16 protein-coding genes and 2 pseudogenes are annotated in these 17,212 nt (G+C 57.8%); 6 read left to right on the top strand and 12 right to left on the bottom strand.

Annotated features, from left to right (window positions below):
* Positions 1-38 precede the first annotated feature (38 nt).
* Positions 39-962, top strand: a complete 924-nt coding sequence (locus AD664_RS00120; protein WP_053143565.1) for a LysR family transcriptional regulator — start codon at positions 39-41, stop codon at positions 960-962.
* A gap of 12 nt (positions 963-974) precedes the next feature.
* On the opposite strand, the gene AD664_RS00115 is transcribed toward AD664_RS00120, so the two are convergent.
* The 6 genes from AD664_RS00115 to AD664_RS00090 form a co-directional block, all read right to left on the bottom strand.
* The gene (locus AD664_RS00115; protein WP_042729656.1) at positions 975-1,340 is read right to left on the bottom strand and encodes a 5-carboxymethyl-2-hydroxymuconate Delta-isomerase; all 366 of its coding nucleotides are present in this window, start codon (positions 1,338-1,340) and stop codon (positions 975-977) included.
* Positions 1,341-1,440: 100 nt separating this feature from the next.
* Positions 1,441-2,364, bottom strand: a complete 924-nt coding sequence (locus AD664_RS00110) for a LysR family transcriptional regulator (RefSeq protein WP_042729655.1) — start codon at positions 2,362-2,364, stop codon at positions 1,441-1,443.
* Between the two features lie 671 nt (positions 2,365-3,035).
* The gene (locus AD664_RS00105) at positions 3,036-5,120 is read right to left on the bottom strand and encodes a DUF6311 domain-containing protein (protein WP_053143563.1); all 2,085 of its coding nucleotides are present in this window, start codon (positions 5,118-5,120) and stop codon (positions 3,036-3,038) included.
* The gene (locus AD664_RS00100) at positions 5,117-5,491 is read right to left on the bottom strand and encodes a GtrA family protein (RefSeq protein WP_053143625.1); all 375 of its coding nucleotides are present in this window, start codon (positions 5,489-5,491) and stop codon (positions 5,117-5,119) included. The genes AD664_RS00105 and AD664_RS00100 overlap by 4 nt, the downstream gene beginning before the upstream one ends.
* A 5-nt stretch (positions 5,492-5,496) precedes the next feature.
* Positions 5,497-6,207, bottom strand: coding sequence for a bifunctional 2-polyprenyl-6-hydroxyphenol methylase/3-demethylubiquinol 3-O-methyltransferase UbiG (locus AD664_RS00095; RefSeq protein WP_053143561.1), 711 nt, complete (start codon positions 6,205-6,207; stop codon positions 5,497-5,499).
* A 3-nt stretch (positions 6,208-6,210) separates the two neighbouring features.
* A complete protein-coding gene (locus AD664_RS00090; protein ID WP_053143559.1) occupies positions 6,211-7,179 on the bottom strand; it encodes a glycosyltransferase family 2 protein in 969 nt (322 codons plus the stop codon).
* Between the two features lie 338 nt (positions 7,180-7,517).
* Here AD664_RS00090 and AD664_RS00085 point away from each other — a divergent pair, with 338 nt between their 5' ends.
* Positions 7,518-7,709, top strand: coding sequence for a DUF1508 domain-containing protein (locus AD664_RS00085; RefSeq protein ID WP_042729651.1), 192 nt, complete (start codon positions 7,518-7,520; stop codon positions 7,707-7,709).
* A gap of 42 nt (positions 7,710-7,751) precedes the next feature.
* On the opposite strand, the gene AD664_RS28055 is transcribed toward AD664_RS00085, so the two are convergent.
* Both AD664_RS28055 and AD664_RS28050 read right to left on the bottom strand, forming a co-directional pair.
* Positions 7,752-8,531 carry a methyl-accepting chemotaxis protein gene (locus tag AD664_RS28055; RefSeq protein WP_371260930.1) on the bottom strand — a complete coding sequence of 260 codons (780 nt, stop codon included), beginning with the start codon at positions 8,529-8,531 and terminating at the stop codon, positions 7,752-7,754.
* 78 nt (positions 8,532-8,609) lie between these two features.
* Positions 8,610-9,386: pseudogene (locus AD664_RS28050) on the bottom strand (MCP four helix bundle domain-containing protein); the annotation flags it as partial.
* A 173-nt stretch (positions 9,387-9,559) separates the two neighbouring features.
* Between AD664_RS28050 and AD664_RS28045 the strand changes: the two are divergent.
* A pseudogene (locus AD664_RS28045) lies at positions 9,560-9,856 on the top strand (hypothetical protein); the annotation flags it as partial.
* Here AD664_RS28045 and AD664_RS00075 read toward each other — a convergent pair.
* Positions 9,786-10,070, bottom strand: coding sequence for a type II toxin-antitoxin system RelE/ParE family toxin (locus AD664_RS00075; protein ID WP_053143554.1), 285 nt, complete (start codon positions 10,068-10,070; stop codon positions 9,786-9,788). The pseudogene AD664_RS28045 and the gene AD664_RS00075 overlap by 71 nt on opposite strands.
* A gap of 10 nt (positions 10,071-10,080) precedes the next feature.
* Positions 10,081-10,314, bottom strand: coding sequence for a type II toxin-antitoxin system Phd/YefM family antitoxin (locus tag AD664_RS00070; RefSeq protein ID WP_221178971.1), 234 nt, complete (start codon positions 10,312-10,314; stop codon positions 10,081-10,083).
* Between the two features lie 349 nt (positions 10,315-10,663).
* On the opposite strand from AD664_RS00070, the gene AD664_RS00065 reads away from it, so the two are divergent.
* A complete protein-coding gene (locus tag AD664_RS00065; protein WP_053143552.1) occupies positions 10,664-12,148 on the top strand; it encodes a site-specific integrase in 1,485 nt (494 codons plus the stop codon).
* Between the two features lie 22 nt (positions 12,149-12,170).
* Here AD664_RS00065 and AD664_RS00060 read toward each other — a convergent pair whose 3' ends face one another.
* Both AD664_RS00060 and AD664_RS00055 read right to left on the bottom strand, forming a co-directional pair.
* Positions 12,171-12,908, bottom strand: coding sequence for a hypothetical protein (locus AD664_RS00060; protein ID WP_053143550.1), 738 nt, complete (start codon positions 12,906-12,908; stop codon positions 12,171-12,173).
* 535 nt (positions 12,909-13,443) lie between these two features.
* Positions 13,444-14,361, bottom strand: coding sequence for a hypothetical protein (locus AD664_RS00055; RefSeq protein ID WP_256206976.1), 918 nt, complete (start codon positions 14,359-14,361; stop codon positions 13,444-13,446).
* Positions 14,362-14,672: 311 nt separating this feature from the next.
* On the opposite strand from AD664_RS00055, the gene AD664_RS00050 reads away from it, so the two are divergent.
* Together AD664_RS00050 and AD664_RS26720 are read left to right on the top strand one after the other, a co-directional pair.
* A complete protein-coding gene (locus AD664_RS00050) occupies positions 14,673-15,299 on the top strand; it encodes a hypothetical protein (RefSeq protein WP_053143546.1) in 627 nt (208 codons plus the stop codon).
* 681 nt (positions 15,300-15,980) lie between these two features.
* Positions 15,981-17,203, top strand: a protein-coding gene (locus AD664_RS26720) for an IS3 family transposase (protein ID WP_217510060.1) whose coding sequence is annotated in 2 segments (ribosomal slippage) — positions 15,981-16,329 and positions 16,329-17,203 — 1,224 coding nt in all. Because the reading frame shifts where the segments join, the coding sequence is not laid out codon by codon here.
* Positions 17,204-17,212 lie beyond the last annotated feature (9 nt).

Below are 17,212 nucleotides of genomic sequence, written 5' to 3'. Positions count from 1 at the left end.
CAAGATCCGCGCAAGGAGCACAGCGAGAGACAGAAAGGATGCTGAACAGTAACTCCCTCAGAAAGCTCGATATGCAAGACCTCATGGTGTTTAGCGCCGTGTACGAGCAAAGCAGCGTCACCGGCGTGTCCGAGGCGCTGTGTGTCAGCCAGTCCACTGTCAGTTACTGCCTGAAGAAACTGCGAACCTGCTTCGAAGACGAGCTGTTTATCAACACCCGCACCGGCATGCGTCCTACCTACAAGGCCGAGGGCATGTACGACCACGTGCGCGCCATTTTGCAAAGCATCAACCTGTGCCATGCCGGTACGCCTACGTTCGATCCGACCCGGCAGGCCATCACGTTCAATATCTGCGCGCCGGAGTATTTCGAACACGTGATCCTGCCGCAGTTGCTGCGAAGCTTCGACTACGCCGACCTGCCCGTGGTGGTCAACGTGCACAAGCTCGAAGCCGATATTCCTGCCGAAGAACTGCGAGACGGCAGCCTCGACCTGGTGATCTGCTTCGGTCCGAACTTCCACAGCAACCATGCCGACTTCAAATCCCGGCAGTTGCTGGAGGAAGAATTGGTGTGTGTCGTGGACAAGCGGGCGACGCCACTGGAGCCGCAACTGAGCCTTCAATCATTCGTACAGCGCCGGCACGTTTTTCCGACACCCTGGATGTCATCCAGCAACATGGTGGACGGCTGGCTCTCGCAACAGGCGCACCAGCGCCAGATTGCCGCGCGAGCCAACAGCTACAGCGCCGCGTTGAAGATGATCACCGGCACCGACTTCATCCTGACCCTGCCGCGCCGCATCCAGAAGCTGCTGGCGAACGAGGCGATCTTCAATCACCACGAAGTGCCCAAGGGGCTGCCGGGGTTTACCTTGAACATGCAATGGAGCCAGGCCGCCGACCAGGACAGCGCCAATGCCTGGCTGCGCGAACAGATCATCAAGGCCTGCGCCGGGTAAGGCGCCCGACGCTCAACGCTCGATCAAGGCCTTGGCGTACGGGCCGCGATCGATGTCGAGGATTTCCGCACACAGTTGCACGGACACGCCTTCCGGCCAAGGACCCAGCTCCTGGATCACCGCCAGCAGACTGTCGGCCAACTGCTTCTTGATTTCCGGCGAGCGACCGCTCAACAGCGCCAGCTTCACGTGCACGAAAGCGCGCTCGCCCAGACCGGTGCCGACCCGAAACGTTTCCACCTTCATGGCTCGGCTCTTGATGTCCGACTCCGCCGCGAACTGACCGGACGCCACCAGCGCATTATTGAGGCGCAACAGGGCGACCTCGGGCTTGAGCTCGGGCAGGTTGGCGGTGTACTCCATGTGCAGGTGGGGCATGTATTCGACTCCGGTTCGAGAATGACGAGGTGATGAAACCTGGCAACCATAGCTCGACTTTCGCCTATGCGGCAGTTTTTTGTTGCGTCGTCCGGCGAGCTCAGGAACGCCCTGGCGCGATGCGCTCGCCCATGAACGCCTCCAGCCGGGATCGCAGCCAGCGCTCGGCCGGGTCGCTGTCGACATGGCTCAGCCAGACCATGGACAAGTCCAGGGTGGGGGTCTTGAAGGGAAAGGGTTCACTGAACAACTGGCCCGATGCAGCCATCGCCGCGGCGGTGTAATCCGGCAGGCTGGCGATCAGGTCCGTGCCTGCCAGCAGCGCCGGTAACGCGCTGTACTGCGGCACGGACAGCACCACCTGGCGCGTCCGACCGATCTCGGCCAGCCACTCGTCGGCAAAACCGGCCACGTTGGCGGTATGGGACACCAGCACATGCGGGCGCGCGCAGTATTCGTCGAGGGTCAGCGGCGTGTCCGATGCATCGGCGCGCAATACCCGGGGCTGGATGTGTCGCAACAATTTGCGCTTGGCATTGGCCGGCAGCCCACGCGTCTGGCTGATGCCCACGGTGATGTCACCCGATGCCAGCAGGTCGGGGATGCGCCAGTAGTCGACGTGCTGGACCACGAACACGATTTGCGGCGCTTCCTGGCGCAGGCTGCTCAGCAAGGGCGGCAGCAGGCCGAACTCGACGTCGTCCGACAGGCCGATGCGAAACGTCATGGTGCTGCTGGCGGGGTCGAAATCGTGTGTCAGGCTCAGGGCCACCGACAGCGAGTCCAGGGCCGGCGACAAATGCCGGATGATCTCCTCGGCCCGGGCGGTCGGCTCCATGCGATGGCCGACGCGAATGAACAGCGGGTCGTTGAACATCTTGCGCAAACGGTTCAGGGCCGAACTGATGGTCGGCTGGCCCAGGAACAACTTCTCCGCCACCCGCGTGACGTTGCGTTCGAGCATCAGCGTTTCGAACACCACCATCAGGTTGATGTCGGCCTTGCGCAATTCGTTGCGATTCATCCACAGCTCCCAATCCCGAACTGGATGCAGTGTAGAAACGCCGAGGGTTGCACGTCTATCCACAAAAGGTCCAAGCGCGCGGTTTCGATCATCCACAGGCTCCCACCGGGGATCTACGGTAAACACACATCCCGTGCCCGCCAACGATCAAAATGTGGGAGCGGGCTTGCCCGCGAAGGGGCCGGGCCTGGCCAACATCTCCGCCGACTGACACACCGCCTTCGCGGGCAAGCCCGCTCCCACAGGGGATTTACGGCGAACACACATCCCGTGCCCGCCAACGATCAAAATGTGGGAGCGGGCTTGCCCGCGAAGGGGCCGGGCCTGGCCAACATCTCCGCCGACTGACACACCGCCTTCGCGGGCAAGCCCGCTCCCACAGGGGATTTACGCGAACACACATCCCGTGCCCGCCAACGACCAATCTGTGGGAGCGGGCTTGCCCGCGAAGGGGCCGGGCCTGGCCAACATCTCCGCCGACTGACACACCGCCTTCGCGGGCAAGCCCGCTCCCACAGGGGATTTACGGCGAACACACATCCCGTGCCCGCCAACGACCAATCTGTGGGAGCGGGCTTGCCCGCGAAGGGGCCGGTCTATCCAACATCTCCATCGGCTGACACCGCTTTCGCGGCTAGGCTCCCACAGGTCTGCTCCTACAGGATGAGTATTCAGTTCACTGTCAGGGATTTCAGCCCCAGCCCCAGGACTCGCTCATCCGTCCCCAGCCCCAACGCCTTGGGGCTGGTTGCGTCGGGCAAATGGAATTGCACGCGCACCTGGCCTTCCACTCCCATCGTCTCTCGAATGGCAGGTGTCAGCGGCAGCTCGAGGGTGTTGTCCTGCAAGCGAGTAAGCCGCGTCGACAGCACCGCGACACCATTGATCGAAACCTCGACCCGCTGGCTCGTATGCCGGGGCTGGATGAAGGCCGCCGCTTCAATGGCAATCCCGCGGGCCTGGGGTGGTACGCGTAACACCACCTCAGCCGCCATGCCTTCGGACCAGGTGCCCCAATCCTCGACACGCCCCCAGCCACTGGTCAGCATCGCATTGGCGCGGTTGAACACTTGGCGCTCACCAAGCTGGGCTTGCACTTCCAACGTCTCATCGGCAAATGGCCGGCACTGGGCGCAGGACTTCCAGCCCGGTGCCAGGACCACCAAGCCATCGACACGGGTCAGCAGGTCGGTCTGGCGATGAACGGTTTTCGCCGCCAGGAGCGCGGCGCGGCTGTCGAGGATGTACAGCGAGTCCGCCTCATACTCACCGCTGGCAAGCATCTGGTCGGCGCGCCGTTGGGCTTGTTCGATCTCGCGGGTGCCCATGCGCCCCAAGTACACGCCATCGGTTCCCAGCCCATGGCTCAGGGCGTACTGACTGGTCAGCAACCAGTTCTCCGGCTGATTCTGCGGCATCAACGTGCGGACCTTCGAATAATGCCCGGCTGCGCTGGCCCAGAACGGATCGCTCATCGAGGTCGGCCAACTCGACGCGGCGGGCTGCATCCGGTTCTTGCGCAGGCCAGCCCAGCCGGCATGGGTATCCAGGACCTGGACCACCAGGGCGATGGCCAGCAGGCATGCCGCCGCCCGCGGCCTGTTGCCCCGAATCACCAGGAAGATCACGACAAACACGATGGCGTAGAACACCGGCCAGAACATCCGACCGGCCGCGCGAAACACATTCGCCGCTTGTTCAAGGCTTTTGGGCAGCCAGTAATGCACCTCAAGCAGGCCGATGCCAAGGTGGTTGGTCAGCGAAAAGAGCGTCAACCCGATCAGCGCCACGAGCAACAGCCACCGGTTACGCACGGCCCTGCCCAGCCCCGTATCGCCTTGCAGCAGGGCCACGCCCGCGCAGATCGCCAGCACCAGGATGCCCAAGCCCAGGTAATTGAAGCCTTCGTAATCCCCCGGCCCCTGGGGCATATCCCGCAACACATGCGACCAGCCGCTGGGGTTGACCAGCGACATGACGTTCAGGCGATACAGGCCATAACCGCCTGCCACGGTCCCGCCGCCCACGCTGAAATAACCCGCCTGCCAGCAGCAGAACGCAACCAGCAGAAACAGGCCCGCCAGCTCGATCCCGGTACGGCGCCGCGACAAAGTGCCCTGGTGGGTTCGGGTCGCCAGGTCCGCCAGCCAGATCAACGCCACCATCGCCAGCAGGTACGCATGCACCAACGCCGTTGCCGCCAGCAACGCCCCCCACGCCAGCGAACGCTTCTCTACACCGGGGCGCAGCGCCAGGTACAGCGCCGCCAGGATCAGGAAATGCCCGGACAACGACAGGTGCCCGCCCATGCGCAGGAACATCGGCGGCGAAAACACGAACAGGCCGGTCCCCAGCAACCGCACCCACACCGAGGACGACAACAACCCCATCAGTTTCCAGGCGAACCAGGCCTGCAGGACAAAACAGGCCAGCAACCAAAAACCGAAATACTGGAAGGTGTCCGGGAGCCAGGCACTGAAAGGTTTGAACATAAACGCCAGCAGCGGGTTGGAATCGGAAAAGATGATCCCGTTGCCCAACTCCAACCCATAGGAGGGGTTCATACCCAGTGGAAAAGTCCAGGGCGAATGGCGGAAAAAGGCCCAGCCCAAGTAGTGAGTCGCCGCATCGCCCTCCCCCAGCCAGGCAATGTTCGTCGGGTCGAGCACCCGAGGGCCGATGACCAGCAGAAATGCCAGCGCCCCCAGCAGCAGGGGCAATAGGGAAAGCAAGTAATGGCGGCCGCGAACGGTCATCGATAGGTCCAGAAATTGTGCAGGATGAAGGTAAACACCGGGATGATCAGCGCCACGGCCGCGATGCCCGCCAGGTAGTCCAGGCCGGCGCTCTGGGCCACCCAGGCCACCAGCATCGCCAGCCAGAACCCGCCGATCGACACCACCACGAAACGAGCGAGGGTGCGACCGTGCAACTGGCTGGAAAAACTCCACAGGGTGTTGATCAGGTAGGAAACGAGAGTGGCGACTACAAAGGCGAAACCATTGGCCAGCGGCGGGCTCGCCAGGACCAGGTGCATGAACGCCACGGCGGCCACCACGTGTATCGCGGTGACGAGCAGGCCCGTCAGGGCGAAACGCAGGGCACGGCGTAGCAACGGCGAATGCATCCAGGTCACGGCTTCTGCGCCAGGCAGAACACCGTCAGGCCGGCGAGACGATTGGCGCCCATGAACGGGCGCTCCAGGCTGCACAAGGCCTTCAACACACCGTTGACCCACGGATGATGCCGCGCCAGCTGGGACTTGGGCGCCTCGCTGGACGTGCTGCGCTGCACCAGCCGCAGGCCGGCGGCAATGGGGAACACCAGGCCGAAATAATAGGCGCCTTGCTGCACCTGCAACCCGGCCTGCGCCACGACGCCCTCCAATTGCCCGAGGGTATAGCGGCGCTTGTGTTCGAGGAAATCGTCGTGGCCGCTCCAGAGAAGCTGGAACGCCGGCACGGTGATCAGGAAACGGCTGCCGGACGGCACCTTGTCGACATAGCCCTTGAGCAACCCGACGTCGTCGTCCACATGCTCCAGCACATCCATCAGCAACACCAGGTCGGCGTCCAGCGTGTCGATGGCGCGTCGATAATGAACCGGTTTGCCGGCGGTGGTGGCATCGGAATCGTCCGGGTAACTGATGTCCACGCACCACGCCTGGGCCGTGTCGGTATGGGTCAGCAGATGGTGGGAAAAAAACCCCGACCCGGCGCCCACATCCAGCAACGTACGGGCCGAAATGCCCTTGAGCAGGTGGCGCATGGCGAGCGCCTTGGAACGGTAATACCAGTGCTGCCCGATATCGGGCCCCAGGATATCGGTTTCCTTGAGATCCACGGTTCAGTCCTTAGGGTCATAGATGCGTCGCACCAGGAACACCGGTCGACGCTTGGATTCGATGTAGGTGCGGCCCAGGTACTCCCCCAGCACGCCGATGCCGATCAATTGCAACCCACCGAGGAACGTGACCGCCACCATCAGCGAGGCATAACCTGGCAAGTCGATGCCGGAAATCAGGGTCCGCAGGATGATGAACACCGCAAAGGCGAAAGACACCAACGAGACGCACAGCCCCAGGTAGGTCCAGATGCGCAGCGGTTCAGTGCTGAAGCTGGTGATGCCTTCGAGGGCGAAGTTCCACAGGCGCCAGCCGTTGAACTTGCTGTGGCCGGCGGCACGCTCAGGCCTGACGTAATCGACGTAGGTGGTGCGGAACCCGACCCAGGCAAACAGCCCTTTCATGAAGCGCCGGGACTCGGGCAACGTCTGCAAGGCATCGACCACGCACCTATCCATCAAGCGGAAATCACCGACGTTTTCCGGCAGCTTGTGATCGGCGATTTTATTGTGCAGGCGGTAGAAGCTGTTGGCAGAAACCTGCTTGGCCCAGGAGTCGGAGTCGCGGTTGACCCGGTGCCCCAGCACCACCTCGGCACCGTTGCGCCAGTGCGTGATCATTTCGAGAATGACCTCGGGAGGGTCTTGCAGATCGACGTCGATCGGCACCACCGCCTGGCCGCGCGCGGCTTGCAGACCAGCGCTCAATGCCGCCTCCTTGCCGAAGTTGCGACTCAGGTCGACAACGCGGATACGCGGGTCGGTCTTCTGCCGTTCCAGCAGCAGCACCAGGGTGTCGTCCACGCTGCCGTCATTGACGAACACCAGTTCCAGGTCCACCAGCGATTCATGGACAAAGACCTGGTCGATACTGGTGATGAACAAGTCGATGGACTGGACTTCGTTGTAAACCGGTATGACAAGCGAAAGCGCTAGACGTCCTTGCAGATCCGTTCCTGGATATTCAGTCACTTGATGGCTCTTTTTCTTATAGTGTTTTCGGACCTGTCGGACAGCCCCACCTCAGGTTACCGGCCCTCAGGCCTTCATTGGAGGAGGCCCGTGTCGAACCGTATTAAGCAGGACCGGCCAGGGCAACGCAAGGATGAAACCGGAACTTGCCACAGACTCGCCGGCCGCAACATGACTTGTTTTCCACTCATGGTCGAGCCGTTCGCCAGAGCCTGCGCCCGGACGTACCCGATAACCAATGGAAACGATTTTCACGTAGCCAAATCCGGCAGCTTGGCTAGGCTGTGAGCCACATGTGCACCACATGTCTTGACTGAATCATCGCAGGGAGCGAATCGATGTACTTTGAAATCTACCGGCAAACCCGTGGCACCCTTTGCACCGGAAAAGGCCAATGGCGCTGGCGCTTGAGGGCCGGCAATCATGAAACGATCGCCAGCGGCGAATCCTATGTGAACAAGGCCGACTGCATGCATGCCATCGGGCTGATCAAGAACGTCCAGGGCGAGACACCCGTAAAGGAGATCTGACCGTTGGAGGGCTCCAGGACGCACGATCCCGGGGCCACGGTCTCAAACGCGAAAACGCCCCGTCAATTGCGCCAGGTTCTTCGATAGGGTGGAAAGCTGCTGGCTGGCCTGCATGCTCTGGGCAGAGTTCTGCGCCGCTTCGTTGGACAAATCACGGATATCGGAAATATTGCGGGCGATTTCCTCGGTGACGCTGCTCTGCTCCTCGCAGGCGTTGGCGATTTGCGCAGCCATGTCGTTGATCCGCTGGATCGAGCCGCTGGTACCGCTGAGCACCTGATCGACCCCGGCGGCCTGCGCGACACTGTCGCGGGCCTTGCCGCTGCCTACCTGCATGGCCTGGACGGCCTTGGCGACGCCCGATTGCAGACGCTCGATGCGAACCTGGATGTCCTTGGTCGAATCCTGGGTGCGCGCCGCCAGGGCCCTGACTTCGTCCGCCACGACAGCGAAACCGCGGCCCTGCTCCCCGGCCCGAGCGGCCTCAATGGCTGCGTTCAGCGCAAGCAGGTTGGTCTGCTCGGCAATCCCGCGGATGACCTCCAGCACGGCGCCGATGCTGGAAGTTTCCTGGGCCAAGGCCTCGATGGTAGACGACGCACTTTCCACTTCCTGGGCCAGTTGCCGAATCGAGTCGATGGTGCTGTTGACCACCTCGGTGCCATCACGGGATTGGCTGCTGGCCTGCTGTGCGGCGTCGGACGCGCTCACCGCATTGTGGGCCACCTCGTGTACAGCGGCGCTCATCTGGGTCGCCGCGGTGCTGACCTGGTCGAGGGCGGCATGTTCACTGCTGATCAGTTGATCATTGGTCGCCGCCATCTTCGCCATGGCGCGTGCCGCTGAATCGACCTCACCGGACACCCGGCCCACCTCGGCAATCAGCGGTTGCAGCTTGTCGAGGAAACGGTTGAAAGCACTGCCGAGCTGGCCCAGCTCATCCGCCGAGCCCACCTCGAGGCGCCCCTTCAGGTCGCCACCGCCCTCGGCAATCTGCTCGACGCGGTGCAACAAACGCCGCATGGGACGCAACACCACCAAGGGCAAGACCGCAATCAACACCATACAGCCGAGCAACCCAATCAACAGAATGCCGCCCTGCTGCACCCCCACCGCTTCACCATGATCAATTGCCGCCTGACCCTCGCGTTGCGACGCGGCATCCTCCAACTCACCGAGCTTGTCGATGGCATCGCGCATGGTATCGAATTTACTTTCACCCTCGCCGAAGCTCAGGGCACTGGCCGCCTGTGGATTGCTCGCCGCTTGCTCGACCACCTGCCGTGACAGTTGCGACCACTGGGCAAAGCGGTCATTGAACTGACTGACCAGCGCCATCGCATCGGCCCCCGGTTGCATCGCGGCGTACTTCTGCACGCGATCATAAGCCTGCTTCAGGTTGTCCCGATGACTGGCCCGCAACGCCTCCAGATGCTCCCCCGCATTACCCCCCAGCAGGCTGCGTTCGGCGACAAACGCCTGGTAAAGGTCGCGATCGGCGTTGAGCAGCAGGCTGATCGCCGGCAGATAACGGTTGGTCAATTGCGTGCTCGACTCCGTCACCTGGCCAATGCCCCGCATCCCCGACCACCCCATCAACACCAGCAACAACGCCAGGAAAGCAATGGGCAGGGTGATTTTCCAGCGAAAGCCCAGATCGGCGAAGAACCGTGGCATGAGGTCACTCCTTTTTAGGGTATGTCTTACCTATCGGCAGGCAAGCCTTCTGCTAGAGAGACATTAGCGCAATTGTCACAGGATGGTGACATGCGCAGAGGATTACGCCGGGAATTGGCGTGGCGTGGGTGCTTGCTCCCGCTGGGCTGTGAAGCGGCACCTTAGTATTCGACCTTGAAGGGGCACGTCGGCATGCGGCGCCGGGTATTGAGCAGGTGATCGATCTGAGCGAACTGCTGGCAAGTCGGGTATCGGGTTGCGTTGATCCGCGCTTGCCCCAAGTCCGTGGCGTCGTGACGAGATCACCGCCTGAAAATCAAACGCCAGAAACGAAAAAGCCCCTGAAATGTTCATTTCCAGGGGCTTGGTGCTATCAATTATGTCAAAACAAGAGCTTGGTCAGACTCGACGGTTGGCGACTTCATAAACTTCATCGTCGCGTCTTGCGCCTACACACAGGACCAAGATAATTTCGGTGCCGTTGATGCGATAGACGATGCGTACATCACCCGTCCGAATTCGGCGATAACCGGCAAGCGCTCCACGAAGGGCCTTACCGATCTTCTCGGGCTCTCCTTCTAAAATACGCTCGCGTATCACCTTCAGGATTTGTTTCGCCTTGGCATTGCCCAGCTGTTTCAAGTCATGTTCAACATCGGGGTGAAATCGGACGCTCCATTTCATTAGCTGCTGCCTACTTGAAGCAAGCCTCCATACTCTCAAGGCTTACTGTGTTCTGTTCGTCCAAGGTTGCCAGACGCTCGATGGCCAGGCGCTCGGCACGCAGATCCTCAAGCTCATCCTGCAGGGCTTGATAGGCATCTACGCCTACCAACACAGCAGCCGGCTCGTTGTCTTTGAAAATCACCAGGTGGGTGACCTCCCCACTGGTGACTTCCTTCAATTTCGCACTGAAACCGCGAACCATCGCGGTAGCGGAGACTGCCTGCTCAGCTCGGTCTAGAAGTGCACTCATGCGCTAGTTGCCTCAATTCATTTGTTAACGTCGCTGCTTAGGCGCGCACCCTGAGTATACGTAAAGTAATGCGCAAAACAATGCGCACTAGAATCACTCAAACCCGAAAAACGAAAAAGCCCCTGAAATGTTCAACCATTTCAGGGGCTTAATCGTATTCAATAATGGCGGAGAGATAGGGACTCACCATACATTACCCTCAACCCCTTTAACCACGGCAATACGCGGCTTACAGCTTCAATAGTAGTACAAATGAGTAGTACAATTCGTTGTATACCTCTCATTCTACAGTGGCGTGTCCATGGCTGACAATTTGATCCAGAAGAAGGGCGAATCCACGTGGTACGTCCGCCTTGCCGTTCCTGTTGACGTACAGAGTGCCATGGGTGGGAAGACAGTCCTTATCCAATCACTGAAGACCGGTCTTCGATCAGAGGCAATGACCCGTCGCCTCTCCGTTCTCGCTGATTGGAAAGCTCAGTTCAAGGCAGCCCGTGACAAGCGAAGCCGCCGTGGTGATGGTTGGAAAGACCGTGTTGCAGAGGATGCTCAAAACTTCAACCAGATCATCCGCCAAATGAAGATCGATACGGCCCTTGGCGAAACGATAGCGTCACCGCTGGACATTGATCCCGCCCACCTAGAAGAGTTTAGGCAGTTCGTTTTCAGCGATACCGAAGGTGGGCGACGTCGCCAAGCAGAGGCTGAGGCTGTCTACGCGATGCAGGGGAAGGATGGCGAACTCGCCGCCCATGACTTCGTTCATAAGATGGTGCTGGAGATGTGGGGCGGATTGATTGCTCACAAGAACGACTTCTCTGCGACTGAAGCCGAAGAGGCGCAAGCAATCCTGGCTGACCCGACCACCCACAAGGTCAAGTCCCCGATTACTAAACAACGCATCGCCACTTTCCGTCAGTACCGTGAAGCACGGAATGTTGCCACCAAGACGATAGATCAGCAGCAGTCGAAGCTAGAGAAACTGTCGGCATATCTGACAAAAGAAGGGAAACTGCTCGACTTCGACGCCGTGTCAGCGTGGCTCGACTCCCTCAAGCTGGCGAGCAAGACCCTCACACAATACTTGCTGGCAGGTAACGTCTTTTGGAAATGGGCGATGAAGCACGACATTCGCTGGCGTGAAGACTACAAGGATAAGGCCAACCCATTCGAAAACCATGAGCTACCGCAAACCCGTGGTAAGGAACGTGCAGACCGTCAGCGAAAAGACTTCCAGCCGAAAGAAATTGCAGAGCTTCACGCTGCCGCGTTAGCTGCTGACCACACGACACTGGCTGACTTGATCCTCTTGGGTGCGTACACAGGCGCCCGCATTGAGGAGCTTTGCCAGTTGAGGGTTGAGCACCTGATTGAGCCGGATGGAATCGAGAGCTTCGACATTGTTGATTCGAAGACCACAGCGGGCATCCGCGTCGTACCTGTACACCCTGCCCTATCGAGCATTGTTAAGCGTTTGAAGGAGGATTCGAAAGACGGCTTCCTCATCCCCTCCGATAGCAAGAACAAGTACGCAATACGGTCTGACGCGCTCTCTAAGGCGTTTGGCAGGCTCAAGGAAGCTCAAGGTTACGGTCCCCAACACGTATTCCATTCGATCCGTAAAACGGTCATCACTCAGCTAGTCAGGGCTGAAGTGCAAGGTACGCTAATCGCTGAACTGGTAGGTCATGAAACTGGAACCGTGACCTTCGATGTTTACTCACAAGGTGCGAGCACGGCACAGAAGCTGGCAGCAATCTCCAAGCTCCCTTCCCTGGAAGCCTGAAAACGCCTGTCAGAGGGTCTCATCACAAAGGCAGATGAGACATATCGAAATCTGGGTGCAGAACGTATGCCCGACCGTCTGCGGTCAAAGAAACGCCCCTGCCACCGTTGGTGTAATACTCATCAACAAGCTTACGCTTCACAAGCACATCAACGGCGCCCTCAGTCTGAACCATCGTGAATTTGATCTTTTGGCTGAGGTCTCTCACGTAGCAAGGTTTGTCGGCATTGTCGTAAATCATGATACCGGCAAGGACTATATGGTGAGACTCGGTGAGCGGTTGTACCTTCGGAGTCTGTAGGTCAGCAATTTTCGCCACAGCTTCAGCTAGCTCCGATTCAGTAATTTCCAGCTTCTTACGTGTGACTTCCAGTTCCTTCATGGTCGCATTTAGCGTGGCATCTACAGCGTTCAGCTTCCCGATAGAGTCCCGCGCCTTTGCATATGCCATTTTCTCTTCAGCCTTCGCAGCACTCACGTCAAGACGCTTAACCACAAAACTCCAGACTCCCAGTGCTCCCAGCAATGAGGGCACGATCAACACAACCCAGAAAAACCACAGTTGCACGGGGATCGTCTGCCCCAGCGAACTGACAACGCTCGACACCCAAGCTCCCACCGCCGCGAACATTGAGGTAAAAAACGAAACGTCGAAGTAGCTCTCGACCATCTTTGTCACAGGCACAGCTGCGATAGTTGCGACCGTCCACCCTGCAATTTTCTTCAATCCAGAACCCTGCTTTGCGATGTCCGTCTGCATGCCTCACCTGTAACTGTACTTGCCCAATGTCGCGAATGTTAACTGAGTTATTCGTCTGAAAGCCAACCAGCGCAGCGCATCCGGGGAACACAACAATTTGAGCGTTACGACAGCCCATATCCCCGTGCCCCCCTTCCGGAGACAAAAACCTCACCTAAGCAAGGGTTACCGTCGGGCACGATAACTTTTGATGTCTACGATTCAGGTGTGCCCATTGAGACCATCGCGGAGATGCTTCGGGAATTGTTCGTAGGCGGGGGGCAGTGACTGTGTTGTTGGGGCTGGTGGCGACACCGAAAACTCGTCATAAACCATCGATAAACCCAAGCATAACCTGCACTGAATTCGTCATGCCCCAATCACCCACTTCCATTCCGCCCAGTGTTTACGAGGTGAAGTGACCGTCTGGGCTAAGCAAGGGGCGTTCCTCTACACAAATAAAAGTTTTTGAGCTGCATTACTTTTATTTCTTACTTATCACCCAACAAAAGTTTCCAATCCGAGAAAGCCGATAAAGCTTCTATATCCGGACGCATTAACGCAGACCATTGAATAGGTCGCGGGCTGTGGATGGGACTCGATCTATCTGGCCCGACTCCAGCACCTTAACAATAGAATGAGTTTCATTGCCCTCGACACGACCATAGAAGAGATAATAACGATCTCGCTCAAAAGTCTGCCAGCCCCGACTTTCGAAGATATCCAACTCACAATGACCGCTGAGCTCATGCTGGGGTGATTGGAAGTTAAAGAAGATTCGATTAAACCGACCTTTTATGATGGAGGTAGGTTGACCGAAAAATAGGAAACTTTTCCCTAAGTACTGACTTATATTGCGCTGGGCTTTCTCGATAGAGACTATGAGATCACGCAACCTGATAGCATCTTCACCTTCAAACTGGATAGCAATATCAAGGTTTATCTGAGCTAGTCGCACCAACCTACCTACAGTATGAAAGTGTCCTGGGTTGAGCAAATTCCCATCGGCATCGAAAAAGTTTTCAAACCCACGACCATTCACCGATGAACCGCCCTGCACCTCTTTCCTCTTACGCGGGTTTTGGTCCTGTTCGTCTTCGTCTTCATCCTCTTCATTTTCCGCCAAGGTCTTCCAACCTGCGAATGTGACGAGGTTGATGGCTCTCTTCTCTTTGCCGCTATCTCCGTCCCCTCCTCCTGCACTGGCTTTCTTCCTGTGAGGGCATTCGACCGTTTCGAATCCGGGCATATGGAAGTAGAACGCAGGGACCCCATCTTTTCGTTTTGGAGTCTTGCGAGGACGTCTACCGCACTTGACACCGCATTCAGGGCAGTAGATCAGCCCGTGGTGTTCATCGTCGAAATAAAGCTCTGGGAGAACCCTAGGAGCGTCAACGAGGAGTGCTGGCGCCACAGCTGTTGGCTGAGGATCAAGTAGTAGAAAGGCAACATGGGGGATCGAGACCTGTGACATACATTCCTTTGCTTGAGAGGGATATTGATCGTCCAAAACTACGTGTAAGCGCTACTGAAATAGTAGCAAGAAGCCACCCTTTCACCCTATCGACTCATAAAAGTAGGTCGGCGTCAACTAGACCTTGACACAGACCGTGGAAAAGGGCATTATGCTCGCCTGTCTCGATGGACAGACCGATATCTCGAAGAGCCTCACGCGAACACTGTTCATGCAGCGTTTTAGATGGGGCTTTTTTGTGGGCGTCGATAAACTAACCGGCACAACCCGAGAGGATGCCTATGGAATGAACTTGGATAGGAGAATGAATAATGGTGCTCAAACGCCCAGCCTTTACCGCAACACCCTTTCTTCACGTCGATGGACTGTTGATCAGTTCAGCAACCGGCGAAATCTTCGGCTACGACGACAAGCCCTCGGTGTTCTCCGAACGCCCTGACTACCAACCTGAACTGAGTAAGTGTCGAAGTGCTGACGATCTCGATGCGTTCTTGAAGCACGTTGACCGACGCAAGCTGCCTGCACATACGCTGCACTCACTGCTCGACGAGCAAGATTTTGCCCATGGCGTTTGGCGCCGTACAGGTGTGGATTGTCGTATCACACTGCCGATGATGAACACCCTTCGCATGCTGCACGGGCTGGTTCAGTACCATAACATCATCATCATGCCTCAAGCTGATCTGGCGAAAGCATTGAGTACAACAGAATCGAATCTGATGAAGAAGCTGTGCACCTTGATCGATGCGAACATGGTACGGGTCAGCACATCAAGGAAAGGTGATATTCGGAAGGGCGAGATCAAGCTGGTGATCAATACTAGACTGATCTTCAGGGGTGATGATCACGCGCAGGAGCGGTATATGAAGGACTGGTATCTGAACCCAACAGGCGACAGATCAGCTATTGCCGAGAGCGTACTAAAAGTCGCGGTATAGCTTACATCACTTTTTCAAAAAAATTACGCAAGAATCTTGCTGCAAGCCTCGAAACGTAAGGACTTGCACAAACTCTTAATATTAAAGAGAAATCTACTTAGCGGACCTGCTAAACGGTCCAACTTTGCAGAGGATACAACCAACAACACAACAAGGAGACCATATGACTGACGCGTCACAAGTAAAACAAACTCTCACAACCCATGGCAGAGGATCGAAAACCCATATCCCAGACTACGCTCCGATTTTATTCAACCTCCCCAAAATCGCCACAATCAAACCGAAAGACATCTTATTGTATGGCATGGGTATAAATGACTTCGCAGTAACTCCAGCTGCCGACGACTGGTCATTCAATGTGTGGGATAGGATACTTGACTGCTGCTACAACGACAATTCAACTAGGTCACGTGCAACCTACTTCGATTGCAGCGTAGCTGAATGCTGGCACAGATACTCTGATTTTAAAGTATGGTTCGACAAGAACTGCATCATCGGTTATCAGTTGGACAAAGATATCCTTTTACCAGGCAATCGCATATACGGCCCTGATACGTGCTGCTTCGTGCCTAAGTATATCAACGACGCCGTACGATGGCGGAGAGAAATGCTGAACGAGCCCCTTGAAAGACAGGACACCGTTTCCCCCTTAGGATAAGGGATAGGCAAACGGGTATGTTTATGACTAACAGCAACGACAAGGGTGGCGGCGAACTGCTTGGCCAGGAGCGCCGTCGGCGCTGGAGTCCCGAGCAAAAGCTGGCCATGGTGCGCGAAAGCCTGGAGCCCGGGCAAAGCGTCTCGGTGGTCGCCAGGCGCAACGGCATAAATGCCAACCAGCTTTTCCTTTGGCGCAAGCTTTATCAGGAAGGCAGCTTGTCGGCGGTCAGTGCCGGCGAGGCCGTCGTTCCAGCTTCTGAGCTGAACGACGCGTTGAAGCAAATCCGCGAACTTCAGCGAATGCTTGGCAAAAAGACCATGGAAGCAGAAGTGCTCAAAGAGGCCGTGGAGATCGCTCGCTCGCGAAAATGGATTGCGCACTCACCCTTGTTGCCGGGGGACGACCAGTGAAGCTGGTCAGCGAAAGTCTCGGTGTGTCGCGCTCTCAGTTAACGGTTCGGCTCAAACAAGGCGCGCAGCCAAAGGCCCGGCGTGCTCGGCATTCAGACGATACGGCTGTAGTTGCAGAAATTCGGGAGCATCTCGGTGATCTTCCCACGTATGGTTATCGCCGAATGTGGGGCCTGCTACGCCGATCCCGCGAGCAGTTGGCACTGCCTACAATCAATGTGAAGCGGGTCTACCGCGTGATGCGTGACCACCGACTTTTGCTGGCACGTCGTGTAAAACAGCCTGGTGTTGCTCGAAAGCATGAAGGTCGCGTTGCTGTTGCTACTAGCAACACCCGATGGTGTTCCGATGGGTTTGAATTTCGCTGCGACGACGGCGCCAAGTTGAGTGTGAGCTTCGCCTTGGACTGCTGCGACCGAGAGGCGATTGGCTGGGTCGCCAGCCCGACAGGCTACAGTGGCGACGATGTTCGCGACTTGATGCTGGAAAGCGTGGAGAAGCGGTTTGGCGATCAGCTGCCCAGCACGCCTGTGCAGTGGCTGAGCGATAATGGCTCGGCCTATATCGCAGAGCAGACTCGGCTCTTTGCACAGCAAATCGGCTTGCAGCCTGTCACGACGCCGGTTCGCAGCCCGCAGAGTAATGGCATGGCCGAGAGCTTCGTGAAGACCATCAAACGCGACTACGTGGCCCACATGCCTCGTCCGAACCGCGAAACGGCGCTACGTAACCTGGCAATCGCTTTCGAACATTACAACGAGCAGCATCCACACAGCGCGCTGAAATACCGCTCTCCCAGAGAGTTCAGGCGCATGAAAACGGCATCAAGTTAACGGGGTGGC

Source organism: Pseudomonas sp. P97.38 (assembly GCF_001269745.1).
GTDB classification, from domain to species: domain Bacteria; phylum Pseudomonadota; class Gammaproteobacteria; order Pseudomonadales; family Pseudomonadaceae; genus Aquipseudomonas; species Aquipseudomonas chlororaphis_E.
The sequence above is the reverse complement of the archived record's forward strand: the minus strand, read 5'-3'. Positions and strand labels throughout refer to the sequence as shown.

Coding starts and splice junctions, on each gene's coding strand:
- AD664_RS00120 (WP_053143565.1), top strand. CDS start 39: ATGCTGAACAGTAACTCCCTCAGAAAGCTCGATATGCAAGACCTCATG.
- AD664_RS00115 (WP_042729656.1), bottom strand. CDS start 1,340: ATGCCCCACCTGCACATGGAGTACACCGCCAACCTGCCCGAGCTCAAG.
- AD664_RS00110 (WP_042729655.1), bottom strand. CDS start 2,364: ATGAATCGCAACGAATTGCGCAAGGCCGACATCAACCTGATGGTGGTG.
- AD664_RS00105 (WP_053143563.1), bottom strand. CDS start 5,120: ATGACCGTTCGCGGCCGCCATTACTTGCTTTCCCTATTGCCCCTGCTG.
- AD664_RS00100 (WP_053143625.1), bottom strand. CDS start 5,491: ATGCATTCGCCGTTGCTACGCCGTGCCCTGCGTTTCGCCCTGACGGGC.
- AD664_RS00085 (WP_042729651.1), top strand. CDS start 7,518: ATGTACTTTGAAATCTACCGGCAAACCCGTGGCACCCTTTGCACCGGA.
- AD664_RS28055 (WP_371260930.1), bottom strand. CDS start 8,531: ATGGCGGCGACCAATGATCAACTGATCAGCAGTGAACATGCCGCCCTC.
- AD664_RS00075 (WP_053143554.1), bottom strand. CDS start 10,070: ATGAAATGGAGCGTCCGATTTCACCCCGATGTTGAACATGACTTGAAA.
- AD664_RS00070 (WP_221178971.1), bottom strand. CDS start 10,314: ATGGTTCGCGGTTTCAGTGCGAAATTGAAGGAAGTCACCAGTGGGGAG.
- AD664_RS00065 (WP_053143552.1), top strand. CDS start 10,664: ATGGCTGACAATTTGATCCAGAAGAAGGGCGAATCCACGTGGTACGTC.
- AD664_RS00060 (WP_053143550.1), bottom strand. CDS start 12,908: ATGCAGACGGACATCGCAAAGCAGGGTTCTGGATTGAAGAAAATTGCA.
- AD664_RS00055 (WP_256206976.1), bottom strand. CDS start 14,361: ATGTCACAGGTCTCGATCCCCCATGTTGCCTTTCTACTACTTGATCCT.
- AD664_RS00050 (WP_053143546.1), top strand. CDS start 14,673: ATGGTGCTCAAACGCCCAGCCTTTACCGCAACACCCTTTCTTCACGTC.